This is a genomic window from Streptomyces afghaniensis, from assembly GCF_044327915.1.
Lineage (GTDB): Bacteria > Actinomycetota > Actinomycetes > Streptomycetales > Streptomycetaceae > Streptomyces > Streptomyces afghaniensis.
The window spans coordinates 821659-848462 of record NZ_JBIRGJ010000003.1 but is presented as its reverse complement, the minus strand read 5'-3'; the positions used below and the strand labels follow the sequence as shown (position 1 = coordinate 848462).

Sequence of the window (26804 nt, the reverse complement as noted above, 5' to 3'; positions counted from 1 at the left end):
TCGATTCTCCCGTATGCGAGCTTGATCGCGGACAGTGGGTCAATCGCGTTTGCAGATGCGGTCCAGGAGGTTTGCGGTGGCCCGCTGGACGCGGGCGTCGACGTGGCCGGGGCGGTCCAGGGCCGGGGTCCAGGCGAACGTTCCGGAGGCGAAGACCCAGGCGCCGGAGGGGGCGCGGTACAGGGACGTCTCCTGGTGGCGCGGTGCGCCCTCCTTGTCCGTGTACGGCGAGTGCGCGAGCAGCACGCGCTCCTCGTGCTCGGGCAGCGCGGTGCGCGGGAAGTAGCGGTCGGCCTCACCCGCCACCAGGCCCTCGATCTCGTCCCCCTCGTGCGCCCCGGTCGCCTCCCACAGCCAGTGGCCGGCGTTGCGCACGATCAGGGGATGCGGCACCGGGACGGGCCCGGCGTACTGGATGCCGATGAGCTGCTGCTCCGCCCGGTCGATCTCCCGCCACAGCACCGGCTTGCCGGGGCCCCTGCGCTTGCGGCAGGTCAGCAGGCGGTCGGGGACGCCGGACGGGGAGGGGCCCAGTTCCACCTGCCAGTACATCGAGTTGGCGGAGAGGAAGACGAGCGAGGTGCCGGTGTCGCGGGCGAGCTCCACCGCGCCGCGCATGGGGGCGGACCAGTACTCGTCGTGGCCCGGGAAGACCAGGCCGCGGTAGCGGGTGGGGTCGACGCGGCCCGCGTGCAGGTCGCCGGCGGTGGCGTAGGCGACGTCGTAGCCGTAGCGCTCGGCCCAGCGGATGAAGTCGTACGCGTGCCCGACGTGCAGGGGGAGGCCCGCGCCCGCGTACGGGCGGTCGAAGGACACCGTGGTGGCCGCCTCGGACTCGCCCAGCAGACGGCCCTTCTCGTCCCAGGCGTGGTAGAGGCTGGCGCCGGTGCGGCCGTCCTCCGGGTAGAGGTTGTACGCCTGCCAGGTGATGTCGGGCAGGACGAGGAGCAGGTCGGCGGGCTGGTCGTGGCGGACCGTGAACGGGACGTGGGAGCGGTAGCCGTCGGCGGTGGTGAGGACGGCGACGTACGCTCCGACGTTCCAGTACGACGGGATCTGGAGCCGCCAGGAGAGCCACCAGTGGTGGCAGGAGACCGTACGGTCCGCCGTGAGCGGCGGGGGCTGCACGATGCCGGACAGACGCGGACTGGTGGTGATCTTCGCGGCGCCGTCACCGCCGTAGTGGCCGATGCGGTAGATGTCGACGCCGAACTGCTGGGGCGGGTCGACGGTGATGTGGAAGTCGATGGCCTCGCCGGGTGCGACCGCGCCGGTGGAGGTGAAGCCCTTGATCTGGCGGTGGACGTCGTCGGCCGCACGGGGGCCGCCGGAGCGGCTGCCCTTCTTCGGTGCCGGGGCCGGGTCCTGGTCCACGTACCAGGGGACGACCTGGCCGTTGTCGTCGAAGTACGTGACGTTTCCGCGCAGCCACGGAACGGGGCCCTGGCCGAAGGGATCCGTCACAGCGTGCGCCAGCGCTCCCGACTCCCAGCGGCGGATCTGCTCCGAGCCCATGGTTTCTTCCCCTCCCCTTCGCCCCCGTGGCTGTGCGTGCTGTGTGGTGCGCTGCGACGTGTGTGGTTCTTTCGTGCCTATGTGTTTGTCGTATGTCGCAAGCCCTTGCCATGTGCGCGAACGGTCCAAGCACATCACATAATGCGCGCACTTCGTTACTGTTCGTTTCGAATTGGCCAGAAGCGGAGGCAGGCGCTCCGGCGGTCAGACGAGGCGGACCGGCTTCTCGGGGCGTATCCCCAGCTCGGCCAGCCAGGCCCGCAGGGGCGTGGAGTCGCCGTCCTCGATCAGGGTGAGGACCTTGGGCGCCAGGTCGGCGGTGCGTTCGCCGTTGTGGAGGAGGGTCGGGCCGTCCAGCCAGTCAAGGCCCGGGGTCGCGCCCGCGGTGTCCATCGCTGCGCAGCAGATCATCGCCGTGAGGTGGTCGGCGAGCAGTTCACGGGCCGTGCGCGGGGGCTGGAGGGGGAAGAGGGGGAGGGTCCGGTCGTCCCAGAGGGCTGCGGGGTCCGCGGTGGCGGGGGAGGCCGGGGAGCCGACGGGCTGGGAGCCGGTGGGCGGGGAGCCGGTGGGCGGAGAGGCCGCGGTCGTGGGGGCGGCGGGCGCAGTGGCGGTGGCCGAGGTGGCGGCGGACGACGTGGCCGCGGCCGAGGTGGCGGCGGACGACGTGGCGGCGGCCGAGGTGGCGGCGGTCGACGTGGTGACGGTCGGCGGGCTCGGTGTCGCGGTGGTTTCCTCGCGGGACAGTTCGGCGCTGAGCCGGGCGGCGAGGGTGGCGCTGCGGGGGGTCGTGCCGGAGAGGTCCTCTTCGTCGTCCGGGGGCCGTTCCGGGCCTCGGGTGGCGAACGGGGGCTCTGCGGCCCGGTCCGTCAGGTGGTCGAGGACGCGGGACAGGGTCGGGCCGCCGGTGTCGGGGGCCGTGCTCCCCGGGGCCGGGCGGACACCCATGGCGTCCAGGACGCGGTGGAGCCGGGCCGCGTCGATGCGCCACTTGCGGTCCACGACCTCCTCCGGATACTCGCTCCAGCCCACCGGCGACCAGTCGGGGCCGGGCCCCGCCGGGCCGCCGTGGAAGAGGCGGGCGGCGAGCAAGGAGGCGGCCTCGTCTATCGCGCCCGGCTCCTCCAGCAGATCGCAGGCGGGGCGCTCACCGAGCCGGGACGCGAAGCCCTCGGCCAGGCGGTCGCGCCGGGACAGCTCCGTGAGCGCCGCCACCACACCGGCGTCCAGCCGGGACGGCCAGCGGCCCATCCTCCAGGCGGGCAGCGCGACCCGGGTCAGCAGCCGGTCCCACCCCGCGTACGCCAGGCCCACCTGCTCCTGGGCGACGATCCGCAGCCCGTAATCCACAGCCTGTGCACGCTCCGCGGCCGCGGCCGCCACACCCCGCTCCATCTCGGCGGCGTACACACGGCAACTGCGCAGCAGCAGCCGGGCCACCCAGCCGACACCGGCCAGCACGACCCGCGACACCGGTCTGCGTTCCGGCGCCGAGGCCACGGCCACCGCGGCGTCCAGACCTCGGACGAAGCGCCGGGCGGCGGCTATGTCCGGGTGCGCCGAGGGGCCCGTACCGGCGACGACAGGGGCGAGGACCGCGCGCAGCTCGCCGACCCGCATCCACCACAGGAAGGGGGAGCCGATGACCAGGACCGGCGCGACCGGGTGCCGGCGGTGCGGGTGTCCGCCACCGCCCGCTATGTCGTCGTGCTCCTCGGCGGGGGGCGGGCCGTGGGCCCGGTGGGTGCGGTCCTCGAGCCAGCTGTCGCAGTCCGGCGTGAGCGCTATCGCCGAGGGCGCGGGGACATCGAGGCGGTCGGCGAGGTCGCGCACCATCCGGTACAGGTCCGGGGCCGCCTCCTCGGCGATCGGGATGGTGGGGCTCATGGCGGGACGGGCCCGGGCGACGACCAGGGCGATACCGGCGGCGGCGAGCAGCACGAGGACCGCGACCGGCGTCAGGATCCAGCGGGCGGCATCCCAGCCGGGGCCGACGAGACGGCCGGTGGCGGCGCCCGCGAGCAGGATCACGGCGACGGCGGCGGGCAGCAGGGCGACGGCCAGCGCGCGGCTGCGGATGCGCAGCACGACCAGTGCTCGTGCCCGCGCTGCCTGCGCGCCTGCCTCCACACCCATTCCGGTCACGACCGACCTCACCCCCTCCCCGTTGACCTGACGCTTTCCTTGCTCACTCCCCCACTGTGGCACCCGCCACTGACATCGCAATGCCGGTGGGCCATGTGCCGGAACGCTTGCGCCGCACCCTAGTTGGGGCTCCACCCCCCGTCAGCCGGATAGGACATCGGTCACTCGATGGAATGGCTTTGGGGAAAGGTGGATGACGGACAGCGAGGATCAGGCCCCGCATACCGAAAACTTCAGGCCCCGGATCCTGAGACGGATCCGGGGCCTGCGAGGTTCATCGAGCGGGGCCGTTTCCCGCGTTGGTGTGACGGCGGGTACTTGGGTTGACGCGTAGGTCTGGGCTGGCGTGTGGGTACGGGCTGGCGCGTGGGTACCGGGCTGGCGCGTGGTGGTGATCCCGGGTGCCGGGATGGCGCGTGGTGGTGACCGGGTGCCGGGATGGCCGGTTACGCGCCCGGTTACGCGCCTGCCGCCTTCGCGGCGATGTCCGTGCGGTGCTGGGAGCCGTCGAGGCGGATGCGGCCGACGGCCGTGTAGGCGCGGTCGCGGGCCTCGGCGAGGTCCTTGCCGGTGGCCGTGACGGACAGGACACGGCCGCCCGCGCTGACGATCGCGTCACCGTCACGCTTGGTGCCGGCGTGCAGCACGTAGGCATGCGGGGCGTCCTGGGCGGCGACCTCGTCGAGACCGGTGATCGGATCGCCGGTGCGCGGGGTGCCGGGGTAGTTGTGCGAGGCGACGACCACGGTCACGGCCGCGTCGTCGCTCCAGCGCAGCGGCTCCAGGTGGGCGAGGTTGCCGGTGGCCGCGGCCATCAGGAGACCGGCGAGCGGCGTCTTCAGCCGGGCCAGGACGACCTGGGTCTCGGGGTCGCCGAAGCGGGCGTTGAACTCGATCACGCGCACGCCGCGCGAGGTGATCGCGAGCCCGGCGTAGAGCAGGCCGGAGAACGGCGTGCCGCGGCGCTTCATCTCGTCCACGGTCGGCTGCAGGACGGTCTGCATGACCTCGTCGACCAGCTTCGGGTCGGCCCACGGCAGCGGCGAGTACGCCCCCATGCCGCCGGTGTTCGGGCCCTCGTCGCCGTCCAGCGCGCGCTTGAAGTCCTGGGCGGGCTGGAGCGGCACGACCGTCTCACCGTCGGTGACGGCGAACAGGGAGACCTCGGGGCCGTCCAGGTACTCCTCGATGACCACGCGCTCGCAGGCGGCGGCATGGGCCCTGGCCGCCTCGATGTCGTCGGTGACGACGACACCCTTGCCGGCGGCGAGCCCGTCGTCCTTGACGACGTACGGAGCACCGAAGGCGTCGAGGGCCGCGTCGACCTCCTCCGGGGTCGTGCAGACGTACGACCGCGCCGTGGGTACCTCGGCCACCGCCATGACGTCCTTCGCGAAGGCCTTGGAGCCCTCGAGCCGGGCGGCCTGCCCGGACGGGCCGAAGACCGGGATGCCGGCCTCGCGGACGGCGTCGGCGACACCGGCGACCAAGGGCGCCTCCGGGCCGACGACCACGAGGTCCGCGCCGAGCCGCGTGGCCAGCGCGGTGACGGCCGTGCCGTCCAGGGCGTCGACCTGGTGCAGCTCGGCGACCTCGGCGATGCCTGCGTTGCCGGGGGCGCAGTGCAGCGCGGTGACGTCGGGGTCGTGGGACAGGGAGTGGCACAGGGCGTGTTCGCGGGCGCCGCTGCCGATGACGAGGACCTTCACGGGGGTCAGCCTAACGGGAGGCGGCGGGTTCCCTTTGTGCGGGCTTCCGAAGGGGGCGGGGATCTTGGGTTGGAGGTTCCTCTGAACGGGGCTCGCCGGCTGGTCGCCCGGGGTGCTTCCACCGGCCTGGCTTGTCAGCCCCTAGGGCTCGTTGGAGAACTCCTCCACCACCGTCGCCCCCAGTTCCCGGACGATCAGCTCCTGGCCGGAGAGGGCCGACTCGTCGAGGTCGGGGTCGTCGTCCTCGGGGATGTCGTCCTCGACGGAGACGGACCGCGGCGCCGGGGCGGAGGGCTGGGATGCGGGGGCGGTGGGTGCGGGAGCCGGGGTGGAGCCGCGGGTGGGTGTGTTCGACTGCTGGGCGGGAGCGGACGGGGCGGTCGACTGGGACGTGGCGGGGCGCTGGGCGGTCGCCGTACCGCCGCTGCCGGCGTTGTAGTCGCCGCCTCCACCGCCGGTGTTGTAGCCGCCACCGCCGCCGTAGCCACCGCCGTAGCCACCGGTGCCGCCGCCGTGACCGCCCTGGCCGCCTCCGAACCCGGAGGGGCCGCCCGGGGCCTGCGGCGCGGAGCCGCCGGACGGGTCGACGATCGCCTCGATCTTCCACTGGACGTTGAACTGCTCGCCCAGCGCCTGCCGCAGCACGTCCTCACTGCCGCTGCTCAGGAAGTTGTCACGCGCGCCGGCGTTGACGAAGCCGAGCTGGAGGGTGGTGCCGTCGAAGCCGGCCACCTGGGCGTTCTGACTGAGCAGGATCCAGGTGAAGCGACGGCGGTTCTTGACCGCTTCCAGGATGTTCGGCCAGAGCATGCGGGGGTCGAGCCCCCCGGACGCGGGGGCGTGTGCGGGGGCCGGGGTGGCCGGTGCAGGGGCCGAGGGCGCCGGTGTGGGGCTGCTGGGTGCGGGTGCGCTCGGAGCGGGAGTGCTCGCTGCCGGGGGGGTCGACGCGGGTGCGGACGCGGGTGCGGGTGCGCCCGAGGCGGCCGTGGGCCAGCCGCCCGGGCGACGGCCGCTGCCGGCCGAGGCCGCGGTGGGCCAGGCGCCGGGGGCCGGGCCGGAAGCGGCCGCGGGAGCGTTGGAGGGAACGGGAGCCTGAGCGGACGGTGTGTGGGGCGGCTGGGCAGGTGAGGCCTGCCGTCCGTCGGCGGGGCCGGAGGTGGGCGCGGGCTCGGCTGGAGCGGGCGGGCCCGAAACCGCCGGCTGCTGTGCTTCCTGGCCCGCCGCAGCGGGGGCATGCGCATGCCCGGCCGCGGCCGCCGCGTGACCGCCACTGCCACTGCCACTGCCACCGGGGCCAGGGCCTCCGGGACCCCCAGGACCTCCACCACCCGGCGCTCCCGAGGCACGGACCGCCGCCCGGGCCGCTGCCGGACCGCCACCCGGAGGAACGGGAGCGGCCGCCGGGGCGGCCGCCGCTGCCCCATGTCCTTCGGGCCCTGGCGCGTACCCCATGGCGGGCATGCCGGCGGGGCCCTGGGAGGAGAAGTTCACACCGCGCTCGACCCGGTCCAGGCGGGCCATGACGGACCGCTCGTCGCCGTAGGCGGCGGGGAGCAGGACGCGCGCGCAGATCAGCTCGAGCTGGAGGCGGGGCGAATGGGCGCCGCGCATCTCGGTCAGGCCCTCGTTGACGAGGTCGGCGGCCCGGCTCAGCTCGGCGGCGCCGAAGGTGCCGGCCTGAGCCTGCATGCGCTCGACGACGTCGGCGGGGGCGTCGATGAGCCCCTTCTCTGCCGCGTCCGGGACGGCGGCGAGGATCACCAGGTCACGCAGCCGCTCCAGCAGATCGGCGACGAACCGACGGGGATCGTTCCCGCCCTCGATCACGCGGTCGACGACCTCGAAGGCCGCGGCCCCGTCACCGGTGGCGAAGGCCTCGACGACGGAGTCGAGGAGGGAGCCGTCGGTGTAGCCGAGCAGGGCCGTCGCCATGGCGTACGTCACACCGTCCGCAGCGGCGCCGGCCAGCAGCTGGTCCATGACGGACATGGAGTCACGCACGGAGCCGCCACCGGCGCGCACGACGAGCGGGAGGACACCGTCCTCGACCGGGATGGCCTCCTTCTGGCACACCTCGGCGAGGTACTCCCGCAGCGTCCCGGGCGGGACGAGCCGGAACGGGTAGTGATGGGTCCGCGACCGGATGGTCCCGATGACCTTCTCGGGCTCGGTGGTCGCGAAGATGAACTTGAGATGCTCCGGCGGCTCCTCGACGACCTTCAGCAGCGCGTTGAAACCGGCCGACGTGACCATGTGGGCCTCGTCGATGATGTAGATCTTGTACCGGCTGCGGGCAGGTCCGAAGAAGGCCTTCTCGCGCAGGTCACGGGCGTCGTCCACGCCACCGTGGGAAGCGGCGTCGATCTCGATGACGTCGATGGAACCGGGTCCGTTGCGCGCGAGGTCCTGACAGGACTGGCACTCACCGCACGGCGTGGGCGTAGGGCCCTGCTCGCAGTTCAGACACCGCGCCAGGATCCGCGCGCTGGTCGTCTTGCCACAGCCTCGCGGCCCGCTGAACAGGTACGCGTGGTTGACCCGGTTGTTGCGCAGCGCCTGCTGCAACGGGTCGGTGACGTGCTGCTGCCCGATGACCTCGGCGAAGGTCTCCGGGCGATAGCGGCGGTACAGAGCGAGAGACGACACGCCTACGAGGTTATAGGCGCCCACTGACAACGGACCCCGCCACGGGAAGCGGACCGCACCACACGAAGCCCGGAACGCAGACGCCCCCCACGCACCCGCCAGAGCCAACCTACCCTTGCTGCCTTCCGGCCCTGGGGGAGTTCAGTCAGATAGCGCCGCGTGAGGGGCTGCGCCAAGGCTACCTGATGTCAGGGGCAGGGAACGAGTTCGCGAGCACTCCTCTCCGTCATGTAATGTTTCCGGCGGAGGATTCGCCTAGAGGCCTAGGGCGCACGCTTGGAAAGCGTGTTGGGGGCAACCCCTCACGAGTTCGAATCTCGTATCCTCCGCCAGTGCCTCACCGGGCACGATGTCGAAGGGCCCCACCGTTCGCGGTGGGGCCCTTCGGCGTGTGTGGTCTCATGTGCGGGGACGGGATACGGGCCCGGCGTCGATCTCGGCGATCAGGGCCTCGATACGGTTCCTGATCTCGTCGCGGATAGGGCGGACGGCCTCCACGCCCTTGCCCGCCGGGTCCTCCAGGGCCCAGTCGAGGTACGTCTTGCCGGGGAAGACCGGGCAGGCGTCGCCGCAGCCCATCGTGATGACGTAGTCGGACGCCTGGACGGCCTCGGTCGTGAGGATCTTCGGCTTTGCGTCGGCGATGTCGATGCCGATCTCCCGCATGGCCTCGACCGCGGCCGGGTTGACCCGGTCGCCCGGGACGGAGCCGGCGGAGCGGACCTCGATCCGGTCGCCCGCGAGGTGGTGGAGGAAGCCGGCTGCCATCTGGGAACGCCCCGCGTTGTGGACGCAGACGAACAGCACGGAGGCGAGCGGGCTGGAGGACATCGGTTCTTCCTTCGTCAGCGGTTCATTGGTGTGAAAGTATCAGCCCATGCTGACATCAGTCGACACTGATCTGATCCGGGTCCTGGCCGATCCGCTCAGGCTGCGGATCGTGACCCTGCTGGCCAAAGAGACGCTGTGCACCACCCACCTCGTGGAGGAGACCGGTGCCCGGCAGACCAACCTCTCCAACCATCTGAGAGTGCTGCGCGAGGCCGGGGTCGTCGAGACGGAGCCGTGCGGCCGGTACACGTACTACAGGCTGCGCCCCGACGTCATCGCCCGGCTCGCCGGGCAGTTCAGCGACCTGGCCGAGTCCGCACGAACCGCCGCCGACAACAAGAGGGCCTGCCTGTGACCCGCACCGAAGCAGCAGCGACCGCCGAGGAACCCTCGGTCGTCGCGAAGCTGTCGACGCTCGACCGTTTCCTCGCCGTGTGGATCCTGCTCGCCATGGCCGTCGGCCTGGGCCTCGGCCGCGCCGTCCCCGGACTCGACGACGCCCTCGCGAAGGTCGAGATCGGCGGCATCTCGCTGCCGATCGCCATCGGCCTGCTGATCATGATGTATCCGGTCCTGGCCAAGGTCCGCTACGACAAGCTCGACGCCGTCACCGGCGACAAGAGGCTCATGGTCTCGTCGCTCGTCATCAACTGGATCGTCGGACCGGCGGTGATGTTCGCCCTCGCCTGGATCTTCCTGCCGGACCTGCCCGAGTACCGCACCGGCCTGATCATCGTCGGGCTGGCCCGCTGTATCGCGATGGTCATCATCTGGAACGACCTCGCTTGCGGCGACCGCGAGGCGGCAGCGGTCCTGGTCGCGCTGAACTCGGTCTTCCAGGTGGTGGCGTTCGGCCTGCTCGGCTGGTTCTACCTCGAGTTGCTGCCCGGCTGGCTGAACCTGGGCGACGGGGAGCACCTGGACATCTCCATGGGGAAGATCGCCCTGAACGTCGTCGTCTTCCTCGGCGTGCCGCTGCTGGCCGGGTTCCTCACCCGCCGCATCGGCGAGCGGAAGCTGGGCCGTGAGGCGTACGAGTCGGGCTTCCTTCCGAAGATCGGCCCGTGGGCGCTGTACGGCCTGCTCTTCACGATCGTCATCCTCTTCGCCCTGCAGGGGAGGACCATCACCTCGCAGCCGCTGGACGTCGCCCGGATCGCGCTGCCGCTGCTGGTGTACTTCGCCGTGATGTGGTTCGGCACCTTCGCCCTCGGCAAGGTCATCGGCCTCGCCTACGACCGCACCGCGACCCTCGCCTTCACCGCGGCCGGCAACAACTTCGAGCTGGCGATCGCGGTCGCCATCGCCACCTTCGGCGTGACGTCAGGTCAGGCGTTGTCGGGCGTGGTCGGGCCGCTGATCGAGGTGCCGGTGCTGGTGGCGCTGGTGTACGTCTCGCTGGCCTGGCGGCGGAAGTTCAGCGCCACGCCTTCTCGCTGACCGCGTTTTCGGTGGTGGGTCAGGCTGCGGCCGGAGAGATGGTCAGCAGCTTGCCCATCGCGGACAGCACGGACGGCTCGACGCGGTAGTAGACCCAGGTGCCGCGCCGTTCGGAGGTCAGCAGCCCGGCCTCCTTCAGCTTCTTCAGGTGGTGGGAGACGGTCGGCTGCGAGACGCCGACATCGGAGATGTCGCAGACGCACGCCTCGCCGCCCTCGTGCGAGGCCACCGCCGAGAACAGCCGCAACCGCACCGGGTCCCCCAGGGCCTTGAACATCCGCGCGGCCGTTTCGGCCTCCTCCGCGGTGAACGGACGCTCGGTGAGGGGCGGGCAGCACGGCGCCACGGCCTCCGGGACCTCGGGTTCCAGCAGCGGCAGCACCCTCGTATTCGACATACGTCAATGTTGACATGCGTCGAACCAAAGAGGCCAGAGGCATCGATTCGATGAATGTCTATATTGACGGTCATCGAAGCAGGTGCCATGCTGACAGCACAAGCCATCGACAGATGTCGAATCAAAGGGGAACCTCGTGGTCGTGCCGATCAACAGCGTGCCCACTGACCAGCTGCCCGTCGTGGTCATCGGCGCCGGCCCGGTCGGCCTGGCCGCCGCCGCACATCTCGTCGAGCGGGGCCTTGAACCGCTGGTCCTGGAAGCCGGTCCGTCGGCCGGCACGGCCGTGCGCGGCTGGGCGCACGTGCGGCTGTTCTCGACCTGGTCGGAGGTCACCGACCCGGCCGCGGAGAAGCTCCTCGCCCCGACCGGCTGGACCCGCCCGGACGGCTCCGCCTACCCCACCGGCGGCGACTGGGCCGAGAACTACCTCCAGCCCCTCGCCGACGTCCTCGGCGACAAGGTCCGCTACGGCGCCACCGTCACCGGCGTCGCCCGCGCCGGACGCGACCGCGTCGTCGACTCCGGCCGCGACGAGCAGCCCTTCGCCGTGCACGTCCTGTCGGCCGGCGGCCGTGAGGAACGGATCAGCGCCCGCGCGGTCATCGACGCCTCCGGCACGTGGTCCGTGCCCGGGCCACTGGGCGCGGACGGCCTGCCCGCCCTCGGCGAGAAGACGGCCGCCCACCGCATCTCCTACCGCGTCCCCGACCTCAACGTCCCGTCCGTACGCGCCCGGTACGCGGGCAGGCGCACCGCGGTCGTCGGCTCCGGCGCCTCGGCCTTCACCGCCCTGGCCCACCTCGCGGACCTGGCCGAGGACGAGCCGGGCACGCACGCGGTGTGGATCCTGCGCCGCGGCATCACCGGCTCGACGTTCGGCGGCGGCGAGGCCGACCAGCTGCCCGCGCGCGGTGCCCTCGGCCTGCGTGCCAAGGCCGCGGTGGAGGAAGGCCACGCGAGCGCGGTCACCGGGTTCCGTGCGCAGGCCGTCGAGCGGGACGGCGACCGGCTGGTCCTGGTCGCCGAGGACGGGCGCCGGCTGGACCCGGTCGACGAGGTGATCGTCCTAACCGGTCTCCGCCCGGACCTGTCCTTCCTCTCCGAGCTCCGCTTGTGCTTGGACGACCGCCTCCAGGCGCCCACAGCCCTGGCCCCGCTGATCGACCCCAACGTCCACTCCTGCGGCACCGTCCACCCGCACGGCGTGAAAGAGCTCTCCCACCCCGAGCAGGGCGTCTACCTGGTCGGTATGAAGTCCTACGGCCGCGCGCCCACGTTCCTCGCGATGACCGGCTACGAGCAGGTCCGCTCGGTCGCCGCCGCGATCGCCGGAGACCGTGCGGCCGCCGAGCGCGTCGAGCTGACCCTGCCCGAGACCGGCGTGTGCGGCGGGGCCGGCCTGTTCGACGAGCCCGGCGCCACCCCGGCCGAGGGCGGAGGCTGCTGCGCCACTCCGGCCACCTCGCAGATCGGCACCGGCGCTCCGGCCACCGCCTCCGGCGGCTGCTGAACTCCCCGCCCACTCCAGGAGGTTCGTCATGACGTCCCGTGTCCAGCTCGCCCTCCGTGTCCCCGATCTCGCCGAGTCCGTGGCCTTCTACACGAAGCTCTTCGGTACGGAGCCCGCCAAACTCCGCGACGGCTACGCCAACTTCGCCATCGCCGAGCCCCCGCTGAAGCTCGTTCTCATCGAAGGCACCACAGGTGAGCCGACCCGCATGGACCACCTCGGCGTCGAGGTCGAGACGACCGAGGCGGTGCACGCCGCCACCGCCCGCCTGGGCGAGGCGGGCCTGAGCACCGACGTGGAGAACGACACGACCTGTTGTTACGCCGTCCAGGACAAGGTCTGGGTCCACGGCCCCGGCCAGGAACCCTGGGAGGTGTATGTGGTCAAGGCCGACGCCGGCTCCCTGGCCAAGCAGCAGGGCAGCACCTGCTGCGCCGGCGCGGAGGAGCCGGCCGCCGCGGGCGGCTGCTGCTGATCCGCCGGTGCGGCGGGCGACGCCGCGGCCGCGTTCTCGGTGGTGGCCTTCTTTCGTTCGATACCGGTCGCCGCGCGCGCTCGGCGTGCACCGCGCGCCCCCTCGCCCACACTTCCTCCGGATGCGTCGCGGTGAGATCATCTCGTCGTCTCGGCGCGCTTCGGGAGGACGGATGGGTCTTGACTCGGGGGAGGTCGTGCTCCACGCGGCCGGGCGGTGCGAGGACGGATACGGCGGCTGGGCGGCGGTCCTGACCCACGGGTCTCACCGGCGCGAGCTGAACGGCAGCGGCACCGGCGTGACCTCCCACCGGATGGCGCTGACGGCCGTCGTGGAAGGGCTCACGGCGCTGACCCGCCCGTCGCGCGTGCGGATCTGCGTGGCCGACGAGACCCTGCACGAGAAGCGCGCCCAGCGCCGCCCGCCCGACGAGCCGGACCTGTGGCAGAGGCTGCGTCCGCTGCTCGCCCGGCACCACGTCGCATGGACGGAGCCCGGCGAATGGGCGGACGAGGACGACGAGGACAACGAGTACGGCCCAGCCGGCGAAGCCGGCGACTACGACGAGTGGGCCGTCGAGGGGCCCTGCGACCTGGCCGCCGAACTGGCCTTTCACCAGCACCGTGGCGAGGAGGTCAGGGCGGGAGCGCAGAGCGAGGAGAACACGCTGGCCGTCGCGGTGTCACGGTTCCTTGCCGAGCGGTGGGACGACATGCACGCGTTCGAGGCCGCCGACGACGTCATCTCGACGCTGCGTTTCAGCATCGGCTGGTACGGCGACACGCCGTTCACCGAGATGGCGCCCGCCGAGATCGTCGATGAACTGGGCGCCTTCTTCAGCAGCACCCTGCCCCACAAGCAGCACGCGTCGCCCCACGAGCTCCGGACGGCGAAGCGCGTGGTGACGGATCTGCTGAACTGGCTCGTCGCGAACGGCCATGTCGATGCCGACGTGGCCCGGGACCGCCTGGAGGACATCGACATCACCGTGGACGAGCGGGCCTTGCTCAAGGAGTTCGTCGACGCGTTCGGCGGCGACGATCTCGTGCCCTGGCCCGACCCCTCCCGCTGGGAGGACCGCGTCGACTGCCAGTACCTGACGATCGCGGAAGTGGCCGGCGAGTCCCTCACGTTCAAGGACGAAGACGGACACGACGAGGACGACTGCCCGACGGTGGGCCCGGTCCCCGTCCGCCCCGAGATCGCCGCCCGGGCCCGGACCGGCTGGCGGATCCTGCTGTCCGCGGTGAGGGTGCGGGGGCAGTGGAGACTCGTCGAGGTGGTCAGCGGGGACCCGTGACGGCTGGTCCGTCGGACAGGTCCCCGTGAAGTCGGCCCGGTGTCTACGCGCGCCGGTCCGACGCCGGCCACACGTACGGCAGGTCGTCCGGGACGCCGGGGAAGAGGTCCGCGTAGGTGGTGGGGTCCTTGCGGACGAGGGCCGAGCGGTGGCTGTGGTGGAAGGGGGCGTCGCCCAGCCAGGGGGGCAGTTCGCCCTCGGCCGCCAGGACGTGCTGGTCGCGGACCGGGGTGTGCGGGCGGATCGCCGCGAGGTCGGCGACCAGGGTGGCCGCGCAGCTGTCCTGGTGGCCCTGTTCGCGCCAGACGCGGCAGATCTCCAGGCCGTAGCGGACGAGTGCCTCCTCGTAGCCGGCCCACATCCGGACCGCCGGGTGGTGGCGCCAGCCGTACCCCGGTACGACCAGGCCGCGCAGCACCTGCAGCGCCTCGACCCGCTGTTTGCCGAGCCGGCGGCGGTCCAGGACCAGGGCCGACTCCCGGAAGCCGGGGTAGGGGAGGAAGGTCTGCACGCCGTCCCTCCCAGGGGCCTACCGCTGCGCTCCGGTGCGGGGGCCGCGGGTCGGGCGGCGGCGGCCGAGAGCCAGAGCCAGGCCGATCATCGCGATGCCCAGGGCGAAGTGAAGCCAGTCGTCGGCGGTGTTGAGGGGGACGAAGTTGGCGTCGCTGTCGTGGCCGACGGACAGGCCGTAGATCCACAGCACCAGGTAGACGGCACCGCCGACCAGCAGGTACGAGTACGCTCCGCCGGCCGTGCGGGCGAGGGCCAGGCCGGCGAGACCGTAGGCCAGGTGCACGAGGTTGTGCAGGATCGAGACCTGGAACAGGCCCAGCAGCTCGGCGCCCGACTCGTGGGAGGCGAACTCCATCGAGTCGTAGTCGGTGGTGATGCCGGGGATGAAGCCCAGCACGCCCACCAGGAGGAAGACGACGCCCATCAGCTGGGCTGCCCGCTGCACGGGGGCCGCGGCGGCCCGGTGGGACGTGTGTGTGGTCATGGCCCTTGGATCCTCACTGGAGAGAGACGGTCTGCTCCGCCCAGATGGTCTTGCCCGTGGCGCCCTGGCGCGTGCCCCAGCGCGCGGTCAGCTGGGCCACGAGGAGCAGACCGCGCCCGCCCTCGTCGTAGGTGCGGGCGCGCCGCAGGTGGGGAGCGGTGTTGCCGCCGTCGGAGACCTCGCAGATCAGGGTGTCGTCGTGGATCAGACGGAGCTGGATCGGCGGCCGCGCGTGCCGGATGGCGTTGGTGACGAGTTCGCTGACGACCAGTTCGGTGACGAAGACGGCGTCGGAAAGCCCCCACCTCTCCAGCTGAGCCACCACGTCCTTGCGGGTCTGGGCGACCGCGGACGGGTCGTCCGGCACCGCCCAGGTGGCGACCTGGCTCGCGTCGAGCGCGCGGGTGCGGGCGACGAGCAGGGCCACGTCGTCGGCCGGGCGCTGCGGCAGCAGGTCGGCCAGCACCGTGTCGCACAGGGCGTCCAGCGAGGGCGCCGGGCGGGCCAGGGCCTCGCGCAGCCGGTGGACGCCGGCGTCGGGGTCCCGGTCGCGGTTCTCGATCAGGCCGTTGGTGTAGAGGGCGAGCAGGCTGCCCTCGGGCAGGACGGCCTCGGTGGCCTCGTGGGGCAGGCCGCCCATACCGAGCGGGGGCGCGGCCGGGAGTTCGATCAGCTCGACCCTCCCGTCGGGGCTCACCACGGCCGGCACGGGATGCCCGGCCCCGGCGAAGCAGCAGCGCCGCGACACAGGGTCGTACACGGCGTACAGGCAGGTCGCACCCACGTCCCCGGAGGTCTCCCCGCCCTCCCCGTCCTCCACCTCCACGCTCAGCCGGGCGACCAGGTCGTCCAGGTGGGTGAGGAGCTCGTCGCACGGCAGGTCGATGTCGGCCAGGGTGCGTACGGCCGTCCGCAGCCGGCCCATGGTCGCGGAGGCGTGCAGCCCGTGGCCGACGACGTCGCCGACGACCAGGGCCACCCGCGCCCCGGAGAGGGGGATGACGTCGAACCAGTCGCCGCCGACGCCGGCGTGCCCGCCCGCCGGCAGATAACGGGTGGCGACCTCGACCGCCGCCTGCCGGGGCAGCCGCCGCGGCAGCAGGCTGCGCTGGAGCGTGACGGCCGTGGTGCGCTCCCGGGTGTAGCGGCGGGCGTTGTCGATGCTGACCGCGGCCCTGGCCACCAGTTCCCCGGCCAGGACCAGGTCGTCGTGCCGGAAGGGCTCGGGGTTGCGGTACCGGACGAGGAGCACGACTCCCAGCGTGGTCCCGCGGGCGGCGAGCGGCACGGTCATCACCGAGTGGATGCCGAGCGCCCGGATCCTCGCGGCACGCTCCGGGTCGTGCGCGAGCCACGCCGCGAACGCCGGATCGGTCACCTCGTGCAGGGTGGCGCGTCCCGCGCGCAGGCTCTCGTAGGGCGCCGAACCCTCCGGGTAGGCGTCCACCTGGCCGGCCGCCACGACCGCCTCCGGGGCCCCCGGGGTCACCGACCGCAGCGCCACCCGCCGCAGCAGCAGCGGCCCCTCCGCCGGAAGGACCCGGTCGGGCGGTTCGGGTACGTCGTCCAGCGCGGCGACCAGATCGACACTGACGAAGTCGGCCAGGGCCGGGACGATCACGTCCGTCAGCTCCTCGGCCGTGCGCCGCACGTCGAGCGTGCCGCCGATGCGCCGGCCGGCCTCGGCGATCAACTGGAGCCGCTTGCGGGCCCAGAACTGTTCCGTCATGTCGTGCGCGGAGAGGCAGACGCCCCGGATCGCGCCCTCGGCGTCCCGCAGCGCGGACTCGAAGACCGACCAGGCGTGCTCGCGGGTCTCGCCCGGGGCGCGCAGATAGTTCTCCTCGTACTGCGGCTCACCGGTCCGCAGCACCCGGGCCATGCTGCGTTCCGCCCGTGCACCGGCCTCGTCGTCGACGATCTCGGACACGCGCAGGCCCAGCATCTCCTCCTCGGTGAGCGCCATGGCCCGCTCCATGCCCTCGTTGGCCCGCCTGAGCCGGAGCCGGGTGTCGTAGAGCGCCAGGGCGCAGCACGGGGACTGGGTGAAGCTCCAGCTCACGAGGGATTCGTCGAGGGCGGGCCGGGGCTGCCGGCGGGTCAGGGCGGACACGAGGAGCCAGGCGGGGGCGCCGGTGCCGGGCGTCCTGTGGTGGGCGAGGACCCGGACGGTCAGCTTCCGGCCGTCATGGTGCCGGAGCGCGACATCGCCGTTCCACCGGGACAGTCCGGCGAGCGCGGGCGGGCCGCCCCGGGCCGGGAGCGGCTCGGCCAGCAGACCCTCGGCGGGGCGGCCGGTCATCTGCCGGGCCGAGTACCCGAGGAGGCGTTCGGCGCCCGCGTTCCAGCCGGTCACCCTGCCCTGCTCGTCGAGGGTGACGCGGGCAGTGAGGGCCTCGCCGACGAGGTCCGCGAGGGCTTCGGGGTCATCGAGGGCGGGGGCTTGGGGGGCTTGGGGTTCCGCTCCGAGCGGCCGGTCGGCCCGGTGGCCGGCCCGGCCGACGGTGACGGGCTGCTCCATGATCGGTCATCTCGCTCTGGCGGGAGTCTGCGGTGATCCCGGATGCTCGGAGGACAGTCATCCCATATGTAACCTATCCCCTGATTACCCCGATTGTGACGGCCCTTACCCTGCCGCCACGGCCCGGGCGGGAGCCTGCCGCTGCCCGGCCCGGGTAACCGGTCCCCCATGGGCGAGATCCTGGTGGGCACGTGTTCCTGGACCGACCGGGCCCTGGTCGGCAGCGGCTGGTACCCGGTGGGGCGGCGGGACGCCGAGGGGCGGTTACGGCACTACGCCGAGCGGTTCCCGGTCGTCGAGGTCGACGCCTCGTACTACGCGCTGCCGAGCGAGCGGAACAGCCGGCTGTGGGCCGAGCGGACACCGGACGGGTTCGTGTTCGACGTCAAGGCGTTCTCGCTGCTGACCGGGCACCCCACCAGGGGGGCGGTGATGCCGGCCGGGCTGCCGGCCGATCACCGGGACGCCGCCGTGCTCGACGAGGTGTGGGCGCGGTTCACGGCCGGGATCGAGCCGTTGCGGCGGGCCGGGCGGCTCGGGAGCGTGCTGTTCCAGTTCCCGCCGTGGTTCCGGCCCGGGGAGCGGGCGGAGGAGTTCCTCCAGGGCTGCGCCGAGCGGACGCGCGGCTGGCCCGTCGCCGTGGAGTTCCGGCATCCCTCGTGGTGGGAGCCGGAGCGGGCGCAGGCCACGTGCGCGCTGCTCGCCCGGTACGGCATGGCCGCGGTCGCCGTCGACATGACGCAGACATTGCCCTCCTCGATGCCGCCCGTCACCCCGGTCACCTCGCCCCGGCTGTCCGTCGTACGGTTCCACGGACGCAGCACCGCCTGGGGGACCGGCAGCAAGGAGGACCGGTTCCGGTACGGGTACGGCGAGGACGAGCTCGCCGAGTGGCTGCCCCGCGTGCGCCGGCTGGCCGAGCGGACCGAACAGGTCCACGTCCTGTTCAACAACTGCTGCGGCGACGCCGCCGTCCGTGCCGCCGAGTGCATGACGCGGCTCCTCGACGGCGAGCTGCCGCCGGCGGCCGCGAGGCTGCCTAGGGCACGATCCGCACCTGCTTCTCCACTGTCACCTGGTCCACGTCCGACACCCGCACGGTCGTCTTCATCGTCCAGGTCCCGGCGAGGGGCAGGTTGACGGAGTTGGTGCTCCAGTAGCCGCCGGCGTCGGTGAGCCGGGCGTCGATCGGGCCGACCTTCCGGGAGGGGAGGGTGAAGCTGATGCGGACCTCGGGGACGACGATCAGACCCTTGTCGGCGCCGTAGACCACGGCCTGGACGCCGTTCTCGCCGACGCGGGCCGGGTCCAGGGTGACCTGCACCGTGCCACGGCCGGACAGGGGGCCGGTGCTTCCGCCCGTGTCGAAGGGCACAGTGGTCAGGGTCGTGGGCGGCAGCGCGCCCGCCGGAGACCGCTGCGCGGCCTCGGCCTGCGCGCGGCCCGGCAGCGTGGTGGTGAGGAGTGTCGTGATCAGCAGCACCACGGCGGCGACGGCGACTTCGACGAGGACGGAGCGGCGCAGACCGCGACGCCGGGTGTCCGCGTCGCCGGACTCGGGTGCCGGTTCCGAGGCCCCCTCCGGTTTCTCCGGCGCTTCCGGCTCCTCCGGCTCCCCCGGGTCTCCGGCCTCGACTGCCGCACCGGCCTCCCCGGGCTCCCCCGGCGGTGCCGGCGCTCCCGCGCCGACCGGCTGCGCGACCCGTTCCGGTACGGCCGTCCGGGTGGCGGCGGCCGCCGGTGCCGCGAGGCGGGCCGTCCATCGGCGCGAGTACCCGGCCGCCAGCAACAGCGCGGTCACCGCGACCAGTTTGGCCAGCAGCAGCCGGCCGTACGACGTGCCGGTCAGCGCGGAGAGGGAGCCGAGGCCGCGCCAGGACTGATAGAGGCCGGTGACCGCCAGGACGGTCACCGAGATGAAGGCGATCCGGGAGAAGCGGGGCACGACCTCCGCCAGCGCGTCGACCGAGGCCCGGCGCAGGGTCAGCAGCAGCGCCACGAGGCCACCGAGCCAGACGCCTGTCGCGACCAGGTGCAGCACGGACGACGTCATCGCCACGGGCACCTGGATCCCGGCGGAGGCGTGCTCGGCCGCGGCCCAGGTCAGGGCCAGGGCGACGGCCAGGGCCGCGCCCACCGCCCGCATCACGGGCTCCTGGCGGTCGCGGTGCCTGGACAACCGGAGCAGGAAGGCGGCGGTCAGCAGGAGGACGGCCAGCCTGGCGAGCAGGGCCGTGCCCGGGCGGCTGGTCAGAGTGCGTTCGAGGGCGGAGAGGTCGAAGGCCGAGGCCGGGCCCGCGCCCGTCTCGTACGGGGCGCGCAGCATCAGCAGGACGACCGTCGAGCCGAGCAGGGTCCACCAGGCCGCCGCCAGAGGTCTGCGCAGCGGAGACGTGTCCGCGGGTCGGCACAGCAGCGCGAACGCCACCGTGCCGACGAGCAGCGCGGCGGCGAGGTAGGCGAGATAGCGGGCGGCGTCGTAGAGGCCGCCGGTCAGGGGGTCCTCGTCCGGGCCGGTGTCGACCTGCGCGGACGTCGCGGACCGTTTGCCGACGGAGAAGGTGAAGGCGCCGGAGACCGGGTGGCTGTCGGAGGACACCACCCGCCAGGCCACCGTGTAGGTGCCCTGGGCGAGTTTGCCGGGCAGTCCGACCCGGGCCGTTTCGGAACGGCCGTCCGCGTGCTGCGCCTCGCCGGTGTGCACGCGGCGCTGGTCCGGGCCGAAGACCCGGAAGGAGTCGTCGAGCAGGCCGACGGACTCGGTGAAGGTCAGGGTGAGGTGGCGGGGGGCACGCTGGACGACGGATCCGTCGTCGGGGTCGGTGCTGCGGAGGGCGGCGTGGGCGGAAGCCGGGGCTGCGCTGAAGAGGAGCAGGACCAGCACGGTGCCGAGCAGCACCAGGGCTTGACGTCGCCGGGGGTGTCCGCCATTGCGCTCCTCGTTCCGCCGTTGGTGCACGTGGGTCTCCGGGGTCGGGCTGTACGGCTCTCGGTTATGTACGGAAGGGAGTTGTCTCGCGCTCAGCGGGGCGTGGGTTTGCGTGGATCGGCGGGTGCGGGTCTGTGGGGGTTGTTCGCGCAGTTCCCCGCGCCCCTAGAAAGGTCGGCACAGAGCTGCGATCTTGTCCGCCACCCCCGGATACCGTGCCGTCAGCTCCGCCGCGTCCCCGTGCTCATAGCCCTGGAACGTGAAGCCGGGAGCCATCGTGCAGCCGAACAGGGTCCACTGCCCGCCCTCGCGCACCCTGCCGCCCATCCATGTGCCCGCCGGGATCGTGAACTGGACGTGCTGGCCGCCGAGGACGTCCGGCCCGAGCACCACCGTCCGCGTGCTGCCGTCCGGGGCGAGCAGCAGGAGCTCCAGGGGATCGCCGAGGTAGAAGTGCCAGATCTCGTCGGTCGGCAGGCGGTGGAGGGCGGAGTAGTCGTCGGGGCCCGCTGTCAGGAGGGCGACGATCGCCGTGCCCTCCGGCCTGCCGTCGGGGCGTTCGGGACCGGCCCAGGTCTGGCGGAACAGGCCGCCTTCGCGGGGGATCGGCTCGAGGCCGTAGTGGGCGATGAGGTCGTCGGGCGTCACGCGGGGAAGAGTATCTCCCGGTCGAGGAAGGCGAGCTGGGCCTTCTTCTCGGGCAGGTACACGTCCGGGAGGTCGATCTCCGGCAGGACCACCACCGGCCCCGGGGTGAAGCCCATGGTGAGGAAACGGGCGATCGCCTTCTCGTTGCGGACGTCCGGGTCGACCACGATCCGCCGGCGGTCCAGGCCGAGCAGGACGTACCGGGCGACGGCGGTCACCAGCCGTGCGGTCCAGCCGGAGCGCGCCCCGCCCGGGCCGGCGGGGGCGACCAGCAGGTGGACGCCGATGTCACCGGGCCGGACGTCGTAGCACTCGCTGACGCGGTCCGCCCCGGGCTCGTAGGTCTGCAGGAGGGCGACCGGCTCGCCGTCGCGGACGACGAGGTAGGCGTGGTGGGTGGTGAGGGTCTCCATGTGGGCGTAGATCTCGGCCACCTGTCGCTCGGTCAGGCCCGTCATGCCCCAGAAGACGGCCCGGTCCTCGCTCACCCAGCGGTGGACCGTCCCGGCGTCGGCCTCCGGGTCCAGGGGCAGGACGCGGACGGTTCCGAAGCCGTCGGTCACCTGCTCGTGGACGGCCGTGCGGGAGGCGTACGGGTCAGACATCGGTCTCCTTCTTCAGCAGGGTCCAGTCGGTGACGACCGGGACGAGGTCCCCGGCGAGCCACAGGGGGAGCTGGTCGCGGTGGTGGGGCGAGTTGGGGACGCCCGAGGCGCCGAGCGGGACGACCCAGCGGCTGTCCTCGCGCCGGGCCAGGTCCCAGACGTACCGGGCGGCCGGGCCGCGCGCGGCGCGGTCGGTGAGGCCCGGCACGCCCGAGGTGCACAGCACGCAGTCGTGGTCGCCGGACAGCCCCGGTTCGTCGTACGGCGTCTCCGGCTCGAGCGCCCGCCAGGGGGCGAGCCGGTGGGTGTCGCCCCAGACGCCGGCGGGCGGCCGGGCGGCCACCTCCTCGACCGCCGCGCGGACGGCCGACGGGCGGTCGATTCCGTACAGCTCCTCGGCCCGCAGCAGGTGTTCGAGGGCGAAGCCCACGCGCGGGAGGAGGGCGAGCCAGGGCCGGAACACCTCCGGATACGCCGGCGGTGTGGCGAGTGCGGCGAAGGCGGGGTGCGCCGCCAGCCGCCGTACGACCGCGCCGCGCACGGCCGAGTAGAGGGCCGCGTCGGCGCTGTCGGCGTCCATGCGGCGGTTCCAGGCGAGGAGGCGGTCCCGCAGGGCGGAGGCCTCGGGGGTGAGGGCGTCGAGGGCCCGGAGGTGGTCCAGGAGGGGGGACGCGGAGGCGAGGTGGGTGTCCGTGTGGATCGCGGGCATGTCGGCGGCGGACCAGCGCTCCTTGCCTGCGAGCAGCGCGGCGATGCGGTCGTGGCGGTGCGACGGGGCGAACTCGACGCCGAGGGGTCCGGCCGGGCCGCGCTGGTTGGCCATGACGGCGACGCCGTCGTCGGTGAGCCCGGCGCGGGGTGTCTCCTGCCAGCCGTGCCACTCGTGGCCGGGCTCCCAGGCGGGCACCAGGCGCAGGCGGTTGGCCTCGGCGCGCAGCGGCACCCGCCCGGCGACGCGGTGCAGCACACCGCCCTCGGTGTCGGCGGCCTGGACGACGTTGACCGGCTCGGCCCACCGGTCGAACGCCCGGTCCACGTCGGCGACCCGGCGGGCCCGCAGCAGCGGCAGCAGGGCGCCGAAGCCGAGGTCACCGGTGACGCGGGGCGGGTGGCGCAGGCTGATCGCCACGGGCGGGCCGGAGGGATCGGCCGGGTCGAACGGGTCGCCGTCGAGCCCCTCGGGGCCGCCGATGACCACCGGGCCCCGGTCGGTCTCGATCACCTCGACCTCGACCGGTTCCTCGCCCGCCACCTCGACGACCTCCGTGTGCCGGGCCGCCCGGCGCCACACCCCGTCCGGGCCGAGGGCCTCCACCCCGGCGCCGGTGCGCCGCAGCCGCTCCCGGTACAGGTCCTGGTAGTCGGCCATGGCGTTGGTGATGGCCCAGGCGACCGTGCCGGTGTGCCCGAAGTGGGCGATGCCGGGGACACCGGGGACGGCCAGGCCGACGACGTCGAACTCCGGGCAGGACAGGTGGATCTGCTGGTAGACACCGGGGTCCTCGATCCAGCGGTGGGGGTCACCGGCGATGACCGCCTGCCCGGTGGCGGTCCGTTCGCCGCTCACCAGCCAGCCGTTGCTGCCGGAGGTGCCGGGGCCGTCGGTGGCGAACAGGCCGATGGCGTCCGCGCCCAGGTGGGCCGCGACCTGCTCACGCCAGAGCTTGGCCGGGAACCCGGCGAAGAGGATGTGGGTGGCGAGCCAGACGCCGAGCGGGGTCCAGGGGTGCCAGGGGCCGGGGGTGAGGCTGGTGCGGGCGAACTCGGGGGCCGCGTCGGCGCCCGCCGCCAGCCCGCCGTTGACCCCCTCCACATACGCCCGCAGCCAGTCCGCCGTCTCGGCGTCCCTTCTCTCCAGGTCCGCGAAGCAGCGTCTGGCGGTGTCGTCGAGTCTGGCGCGTCTGGCGAACCGGTCCCAGGGCAGGGCGCTCGCGCCGAGGAAGGACGCCGAGGTGCCCTGGGCCCGGTGCCGCTCGGTCTCCAGCTGCCAGGCCCGGTCGCGGCCGGTGACGAGGCCCTGGGCGTGGGCGAGTCCGGTCGCGCTGCCCGCGCGCAGATGCGGAATACCCCAGGCGTCACGGTAGATCTCGGTGGCCACGTGCCCCCACTTTCCTTTAGGTTAGCCTTGCCTAAGTCAGAGCTGTGGCGGAATCGTACGCGAAGGGTGAATACGGGATGGGGCAGGGGCGGGGTTGGGAGGGCGCGGTCCTCAGACTGCTGCGCGCGAAGGATTTCGTGTTCACCGTGACCGACGCGGAGGACGTCACCCCGGACTACCGGCGACTGCGCTTCACCGACGGCGGTCTGCTCGCGGCGGCCGGCGGGCACCCGACCATGTGGGTACGGCTGTGGTTCGACAACGCGGGCAAGCCCCACCAGCGGGCCTACACCCTGGTCGACCCGGACCCGGCGTCCGGGACCTTCAGCCTGGAGTTCGCCCTGCACGAGGGCTGCGCCAGCGACTGGGCCAGGGCGGCTAAGCCGGGCGACACCATCGAGGCGACGGTCCAGGGCACCGGCTTCGAGCACCCCGACCCCGCTCCCTCGCACGTCTTCGCCGTCGGCGACCCGGCCTCGCTGCCGGCCATCAACTCCCTGCTGGACGCGCTCGGTTCCGCCCCGGCCACCGTCTGGTTCGAGGGCGGCGACGACGATCTGCCGTTCCGCACCGACCCGGCCCGGCACGAGCTGCGCAAGGTGCCGCGCAAGGACTCCGGCGCACACCTGGTCGAGCAGGTGAGGGCGGACCTGCCCGGCCTGCTGCGGGGCACGCCCGACCCGTACGTCTGGATCGCCTGCGACACGACGACGACGCGCGCCCTGTCGGCCTACGTCCGCAAGGAACTGGGCCTGCCCAAGCAGCGGGTGCACGCGCTGGGCTACTGGCGGGCGACGTGAGCCCGGGCGGGCCGGGCTCCGGACGCGGCCGGACCCGCCCCGAGGGATGATCGGTGCATGGACGTCACTCTTCACCTCGCCCAGGACCCCGAGGCCGACGCGCTGCTCGGGCGCAGTCCGCTCGCCGCGCTGGTCGGCATGCTGCTGGACCAGCAGATCCCGATGGAGTGGGCGTTCAAGGGCCCGGCGACCATCGCCCAGCGGCTCGGCACGGACGACCTGGACGCGCACGAGATCGCCGCGCACGATCCCGAGGCCTTCGCCGCGCTGCTCTCCCAGAAGCCGGCGGTGCACCGCTACCCGGGCTCCATGGCCAAGCGGATCCAGCAGCTGTGCCAGTACCTCGTCGAGCACTACGACGGTGACGCCGAGGCCGTCTGGAAGGACACCACCACCGGCAAGGAACTGCTGAAGCGGCTGGCCGAGCTGCCCGGCTTCGGCAAGCAGAAGGCCCAGATCTTCCTCGCCCTGCTCGGCAAGCAACTCGGGGTGCAGCCGACGGGCTGGCGAGAGGCGGCGGGCTCCTACGGCGAACCCAAGTCCTTCCGCTCGGTCGCCGACATCACCGGCCCCGAGTCACTGGCGAAGGTACGAGCACACAAACAGGAAATGAAGGCAGCGGCCAAGGCCGCGAAGGCGACGGGCAAGTAGCGGACCGCGGAGGCCCAGCCTCTCCCTCCGGCCCCGTGGCCATCAGCCGCGCGGCCCGTCCCAGGTGGCGGGAGCCTCCCGGACGGGCCAAGCATGGATCATGAGCGAGCCATCGAGCGGCTCCCCCCGGGGACCGGAGCGGTGCCCTTCCCACCGGCACGCGCCCGGGATGCCCTGGGGCTTGGGGTCCCACGTCATGGCCCTGCGTGACCAGGGCCGTCGTACGCCGAGCGAGCGGAACTCGCAGCCGGTGGGATGAAACCGCGTGCCCACGGCGGGGAACCGCCTCTCCTGAACCCCGCGCCGCGGCCGGCCCCCCGCGCCACCCGTCGGAGCACGTGGCCGCGGGTCCTCGTCCTGCTGCTCGCCCTGCTCGTGCCCGGCGCGCACGCCGAGGCGCACGCAGGACCGACGGCCGCCGTCTCCGCGGAGAGCACGGCCGTCGGGTGCGACGTCCTCGACACCGCCCTGCGCCCACCGGCCCGGGGCGCCCGTCGCACCGCCGTCCCCCTGCGCCCCACCCCGCTCCCGGATTCCGGGTCCGCGTACACCGCGCCGCATCCCGTGCCCGTGCCGCCGGGGCCGCGGCACGACCCCCGACCCCTGTGTTCCGAGGTCCTGCGCTGCTGACGGGACCGGACACCTGTCCGTCCGCCCGTGCGCAGCCATGCGCAGCAACACGGAACGAGGAACACAGCCATGCTCGAAGACCCGTACGCGGTCCTGCGCGCCCTCCTGCGCGCCGAGGCCGTCCGCAACACCCCCAAGCCGTCCCAGCCCCGGCCTCAGCCGCCGTCCGGGCCGAAGACGCGAGAGCGGCAGCAGAGCCCGGAGGAAAGAGAACGCGGCTGACCGAGCGGCGGTGGCGGTGGCGACCGGACCAGCGCCTCCGCCGCCCCCGGTCGCCGGGACGGCCCGATGAGCGGGCGCGTGATGCCCCACCCGGTCCGCGCCGACCCCTTTCGGGCGAATCAGGCGCACGGATCGCGTGATCCACTCCAGGAACTCCTCGACGGCGCGGGCCTGGAGCCGGTCGGCCCACCTGGGTGCATGCGGCCGCCGGCACGGTCTCACGCTCCGGCATATTCACGCCCCCGTTCCCGTTTCGTACCGCCTTGTGGGTTTTTTTTCAGGGCCGCACTCCGTCGCCACGGCTGCGCCCGGAAGGTCCTGCCCGGTAGGCTTTCCGTGTGATCTTCAAGCGCATCGGAAACGGCCGGCCGTACCCCGACCACGGCCGGGACAGCACCCGGCAGTGGGCGGACGTCGCGCCGCGCCCGGTCCGCCTCGATCAGCTCGTGACGACCAAGCAGCAGCTCGACCTCGAGACGCTCCTCGCCGAGGACTCGACGTTCTACGGCGACCTCTTCGCGCACGTCGTGAAGTGGCAGGGCGATCTGTACCTGGAGGACGGCCTGCACCGCGCGGTGCGGGCGGCGCTCCAGCAGCGTCAGGTGCTGCACGCGCGCGTGCTCGAGCTCGACTGAGCCCGGCAGGTCACGGGTTGACCCTTTCGGGTTCTGCTGGGCGACGTCGAATGATCATCTAGTAGGCATCGTCGCTCAGGCGCACTACGCTGCGCTCATG

General features: G+C 73.0%; 24 protein-coding genes, 1 tRNA gene and 1 other RNA gene. 12 read left to right on the top strand and 14 right to left on the bottom strand.

Annotated elements, in window-relative coordinates:
- Positions 1–39: 39 nt before the first annotated feature.
- The 5 genes from ACH4G3_RS14240 to ffs form a co-directional block, all read right to left on the bottom strand.
- A complete protein-coding gene (locus tag ACH4G3_RS14240) occupies positions 40–1515 on the bottom strand; it encodes a N,N-dimethylformamidase beta subunit family domain-containing protein (protein ID WP_397624700.1) in 1476 nt (491 codons plus the stop codon).
- A gap of 204 nt (positions 1516–1719) precedes the next feature.
- Positions 1720–3648, bottom strand: coding sequence for a M48 family metalloprotease (locus ACH4G3_RS14235; protein ID WP_397624768.1), 1929 nt, complete (start codon positions 3646–3648; stop codon positions 1720–1722).
- A 467-nt stretch (positions 3649–4115) separates the two neighbouring features.
- Entirely contained in the window at positions 4116–5366 is a 1251-nt protein-coding gene (purD, locus tag ACH4G3_RS14230; RefSeq protein ID WP_397624699.1) for a phosphoribosylamine--glycine ligase, read from the bottom strand.
- A 141-nt stretch (positions 5367–5507) separates the two neighbouring features.
- Positions 5508–8012, bottom strand: coding sequence for a DNA polymerase III subunit gamma and tau (locus ACH4G3_RS14225; protein WP_397624698.1), 2505 nt, complete (start codon positions 8010–8012; stop codon positions 5508–5510).
- Positions 8013–8088: 76 nt separating this feature from the next.
- Positions 8089–8183: signal recognition particle sRNA small type (gene ffs / locus ACH4G3_RS14220), an RNA gene on the bottom strand.
- A gap of 73 nt (positions 8184–8256) precedes the next feature.
- Here ffs and ACH4G3_RS14215 point away from each other — a divergent pair.
- Positions 8257–8344, top strand: a tRNA-Ser gene (locus ACH4G3_RS14215).
- A gap of 67 nt (positions 8345–8411) precedes the next feature.
- Here ACH4G3_RS14215 and ACH4G3_RS14210 read toward each other — a convergent pair.
- On the bottom strand, positions 8412–8843 hold the full coding sequence (locus ACH4G3_RS14210) for an arsenate reductase ArsC (protein WP_397624697.1): 432 nt from the start codon (positions 8841–8843) through the stop codon (positions 8412–8414).
- Between the two features lie 46 nt (positions 8844–8889).
- On the opposite strand from ACH4G3_RS14210, the gene ACH4G3_RS14205 reads away from it, so the two are divergent.
- Together ACH4G3_RS14205 and arsB are read left to right on the top strand one after the other, a co-directional pair.
- The gene (locus ACH4G3_RS14205; protein WP_397624696.1) at positions 8890–9198 is read left to right on the top strand and encodes an ArsR/SmtB family transcription factor; all 309 of its coding nucleotides are present in this window, start codon (positions 8890–8892) and stop codon (positions 9196–9198) included.
- Positions 9195–10283 (top strand): ACR3 family arsenite efflux transporter, encoded by a 1089-nt coding sequence (gene arsB, locus ACH4G3_RS14200; protein ID WP_397624695.1) that lies wholly within the window; start codon positions 9195–9197, stop codon positions 10281–10283. Before ACH4G3_RS14205 ends, arsB begins: the two co-directional genes overlap by 4 nt.
- Before the next feature lie 19 nt (positions 10284–10302).
- On the opposite strand, the gene ACH4G3_RS14195 is transcribed toward arsB, so the two are convergent.
- Positions 10303–10680 carry an ArsR/SmtB family transcription factor gene (locus ACH4G3_RS14195; RefSeq protein WP_397624694.1) on the bottom strand — a complete coding sequence of 126 codons (378 nt, stop codon included), beginning with the start codon at positions 10678–10680 and terminating at the stop codon, positions 10303–10305.
- Between the two features lie 148 nt (positions 10681–10828).
- Between ACH4G3_RS14195 and ACH4G3_RS14190 the strand changes: the two genes are divergently transcribed.
- The 3 genes from ACH4G3_RS14190 (at position 10829) to ACH4G3_RS14180 (ending at position 13968) form a co-directional block, all read left to right on the top strand.
- Positions 10829–12193, top strand: coding sequence for an FAD-dependent oxidoreductase (locus tag ACH4G3_RS14190; RefSeq protein ID WP_397624767.1), 1365 nt, complete (start codon positions 10829–10831; stop codon positions 12191–12193).
- Positions 12194–12221: 28 nt separating this feature from the next.
- Positions 12222–12668: an ArsI/CadI family heavy metal resistance metalloenzyme gene (locus tag ACH4G3_RS14185; protein ID WP_397624693.1), complete on the top strand. Its 447-nt coding sequence runs from the start codon at positions 12222–12224 to the stop codon at positions 12666–12668.
- A gap of 172 nt (positions 12669–12840) precedes the next feature.
- On the top strand, positions 12841–13968 hold the full coding sequence (locus ACH4G3_RS14180) for a ribonuclease H family protein (protein WP_397624692.1): 1128 nt from the start codon (positions 12841–12843) through the stop codon (positions 13966–13968).
- 43 nt (positions 13969–14011) lie between these two features.
- On the opposite strand, the gene ACH4G3_RS14175 is transcribed toward ACH4G3_RS14180, so the two are convergent.
- The 3 genes from ACH4G3_RS14175 to ACH4G3_RS14165 are packed head-to-tail and all read right to left on the bottom strand — an operon-like array spanning position 14012 to position 17486.
- Positions 14012–14479, bottom strand: a complete 468-nt coding sequence (locus ACH4G3_RS14175) for an MSMEG_6728 family protein (protein ID WP_397624691.1) — start codon at positions 14477–14479, stop codon at positions 14012–14014.
- 18 nt (positions 14480–14497) lie between these two features.
- Positions 14498–14965 (bottom strand): DUF4383 domain-containing protein, encoded by a 468-nt coding sequence (locus ACH4G3_RS14170; protein WP_397624690.1) that lies wholly within the window; start codon positions 14963–14965, stop codon positions 14498–14500.
- Between the two features lie 13 nt (positions 14966–14978).
- Positions 14979–17486, bottom strand: a complete 2508-nt coding sequence (locus tag ACH4G3_RS14165) for a SpoIIE family protein phosphatase (RefSeq protein ID WP_397624689.1) — start codon at positions 17484–17486, stop codon at positions 14979–14981.
- Between the two features lie 168 nt (positions 17487–17654).
- Here ACH4G3_RS14165 and ACH4G3_RS14160 point away from each other — a divergent pair, with 168 nt between their 5' ends.
- Positions 17655–18626 carry a DUF72 domain-containing protein gene (locus tag ACH4G3_RS14160; RefSeq protein WP_397624688.1) on the top strand — a complete coding sequence of 324 codons (972 nt, stop codon included), beginning with the start codon at positions 17655–17657 and terminating at the stop codon, positions 18624–18626.
- On the opposite strand, the gene ACH4G3_RS14155 is transcribed toward ACH4G3_RS14160, so the two are convergent.
- The 4 genes from ACH4G3_RS14155 to ACH4G3_RS14140 form a co-directional block, all read right to left on the bottom strand.
- Positions 18526–20385: a copper resistance CopC/CopD family protein gene (locus ACH4G3_RS14155; protein ID WP_397624766.1), complete on the bottom strand. Its 1860-nt coding sequence runs from the start codon at positions 20383–20385 to the stop codon at positions 18526–18528. The two genes, ACH4G3_RS14160 and ACH4G3_RS14155, sit on opposite strands and share 101 nt — an antisense overlap.
- Before the next feature lie 195 nt (positions 20386–20580).
- Entirely contained in the window at positions 20581–21063 is a 483-nt protein-coding gene (locus ACH4G3_RS14150) for a cupin domain-containing protein (protein ID WP_397624687.1), read from the bottom strand.
- Positions 21060–21668: a GNAT family N-acetyltransferase gene (locus ACH4G3_RS14145; protein WP_397624686.1), complete on the bottom strand. Its 609-nt coding sequence runs from the start codon at positions 21666–21668 to the stop codon at positions 21060–21062. The genes ACH4G3_RS14150 and ACH4G3_RS14145 overlap by 4 nt, the downstream gene beginning before the upstream one ends.
- A complete protein-coding gene (locus ACH4G3_RS14140) occupies positions 21661–23766 on the bottom strand; it encodes a penicillin acylase family protein (RefSeq protein ID WP_397624685.1) in 2106 nt (701 codons plus the stop codon). Before ACH4G3_RS14140 ends, ACH4G3_RS14145 begins: the two co-directional genes overlap by 8 nt.
- A 77-nt stretch (positions 23767–23843) precedes the next feature.
- On the opposite strand from ACH4G3_RS14140, the gene ACH4G3_RS14135 reads away from it, so the two are divergent.
- The 5 genes from ACH4G3_RS14135 (at position 23844) to ACH4G3_RS14115 (ending at position 26704) form a co-directional block, all read left to right on the top strand.
- Complete coding sequence (locus ACH4G3_RS14135; protein WP_397624684.1) at positions 23844–24566, top strand: siderophore-interacting protein; 723 nt, start codon at positions 23844–23846, stop codon at positions 24564–24566.
- Positions 24567–24623: 57 nt separating this feature from the next.
- Entirely contained in the window at positions 24624–25217 is a 594-nt protein-coding gene (locus tag ACH4G3_RS14130; RefSeq protein WP_397624683.1) for an HhH-GPD-type base excision DNA repair protein, read from the top strand.
- A 255-nt stretch (positions 25218–25472) separates the two neighbouring features.
- Complete coding sequence (locus ACH4G3_RS14125; RefSeq protein WP_397624682.1) at positions 25473–25847, top strand: hypothetical protein; 375 nt, start codon at positions 25473–25475, stop codon at positions 25845–25847.
- A gap of 69 nt (positions 25848–25916) precedes the next feature.
- A complete protein-coding gene (locus ACH4G3_RS14120) occupies positions 25917–26069 on the top strand; it encodes a hypothetical protein (RefSeq protein ID WP_397624681.1) in 153 nt (50 codons plus the stop codon).
- Positions 26070–26407: 338 nt separating this feature from the next.
- The gene (locus ACH4G3_RS14115) at positions 26408–26704 is read left to right on the top strand and encodes a type II toxin-antitoxin system VapB family antitoxin (protein ID WP_003991361.1); all 297 of its coding nucleotides are present in this window, start codon (positions 26408–26410) and stop codon (positions 26702–26704) included.
- Positions 26705–26804: the final 100 nt, after the last annotated feature.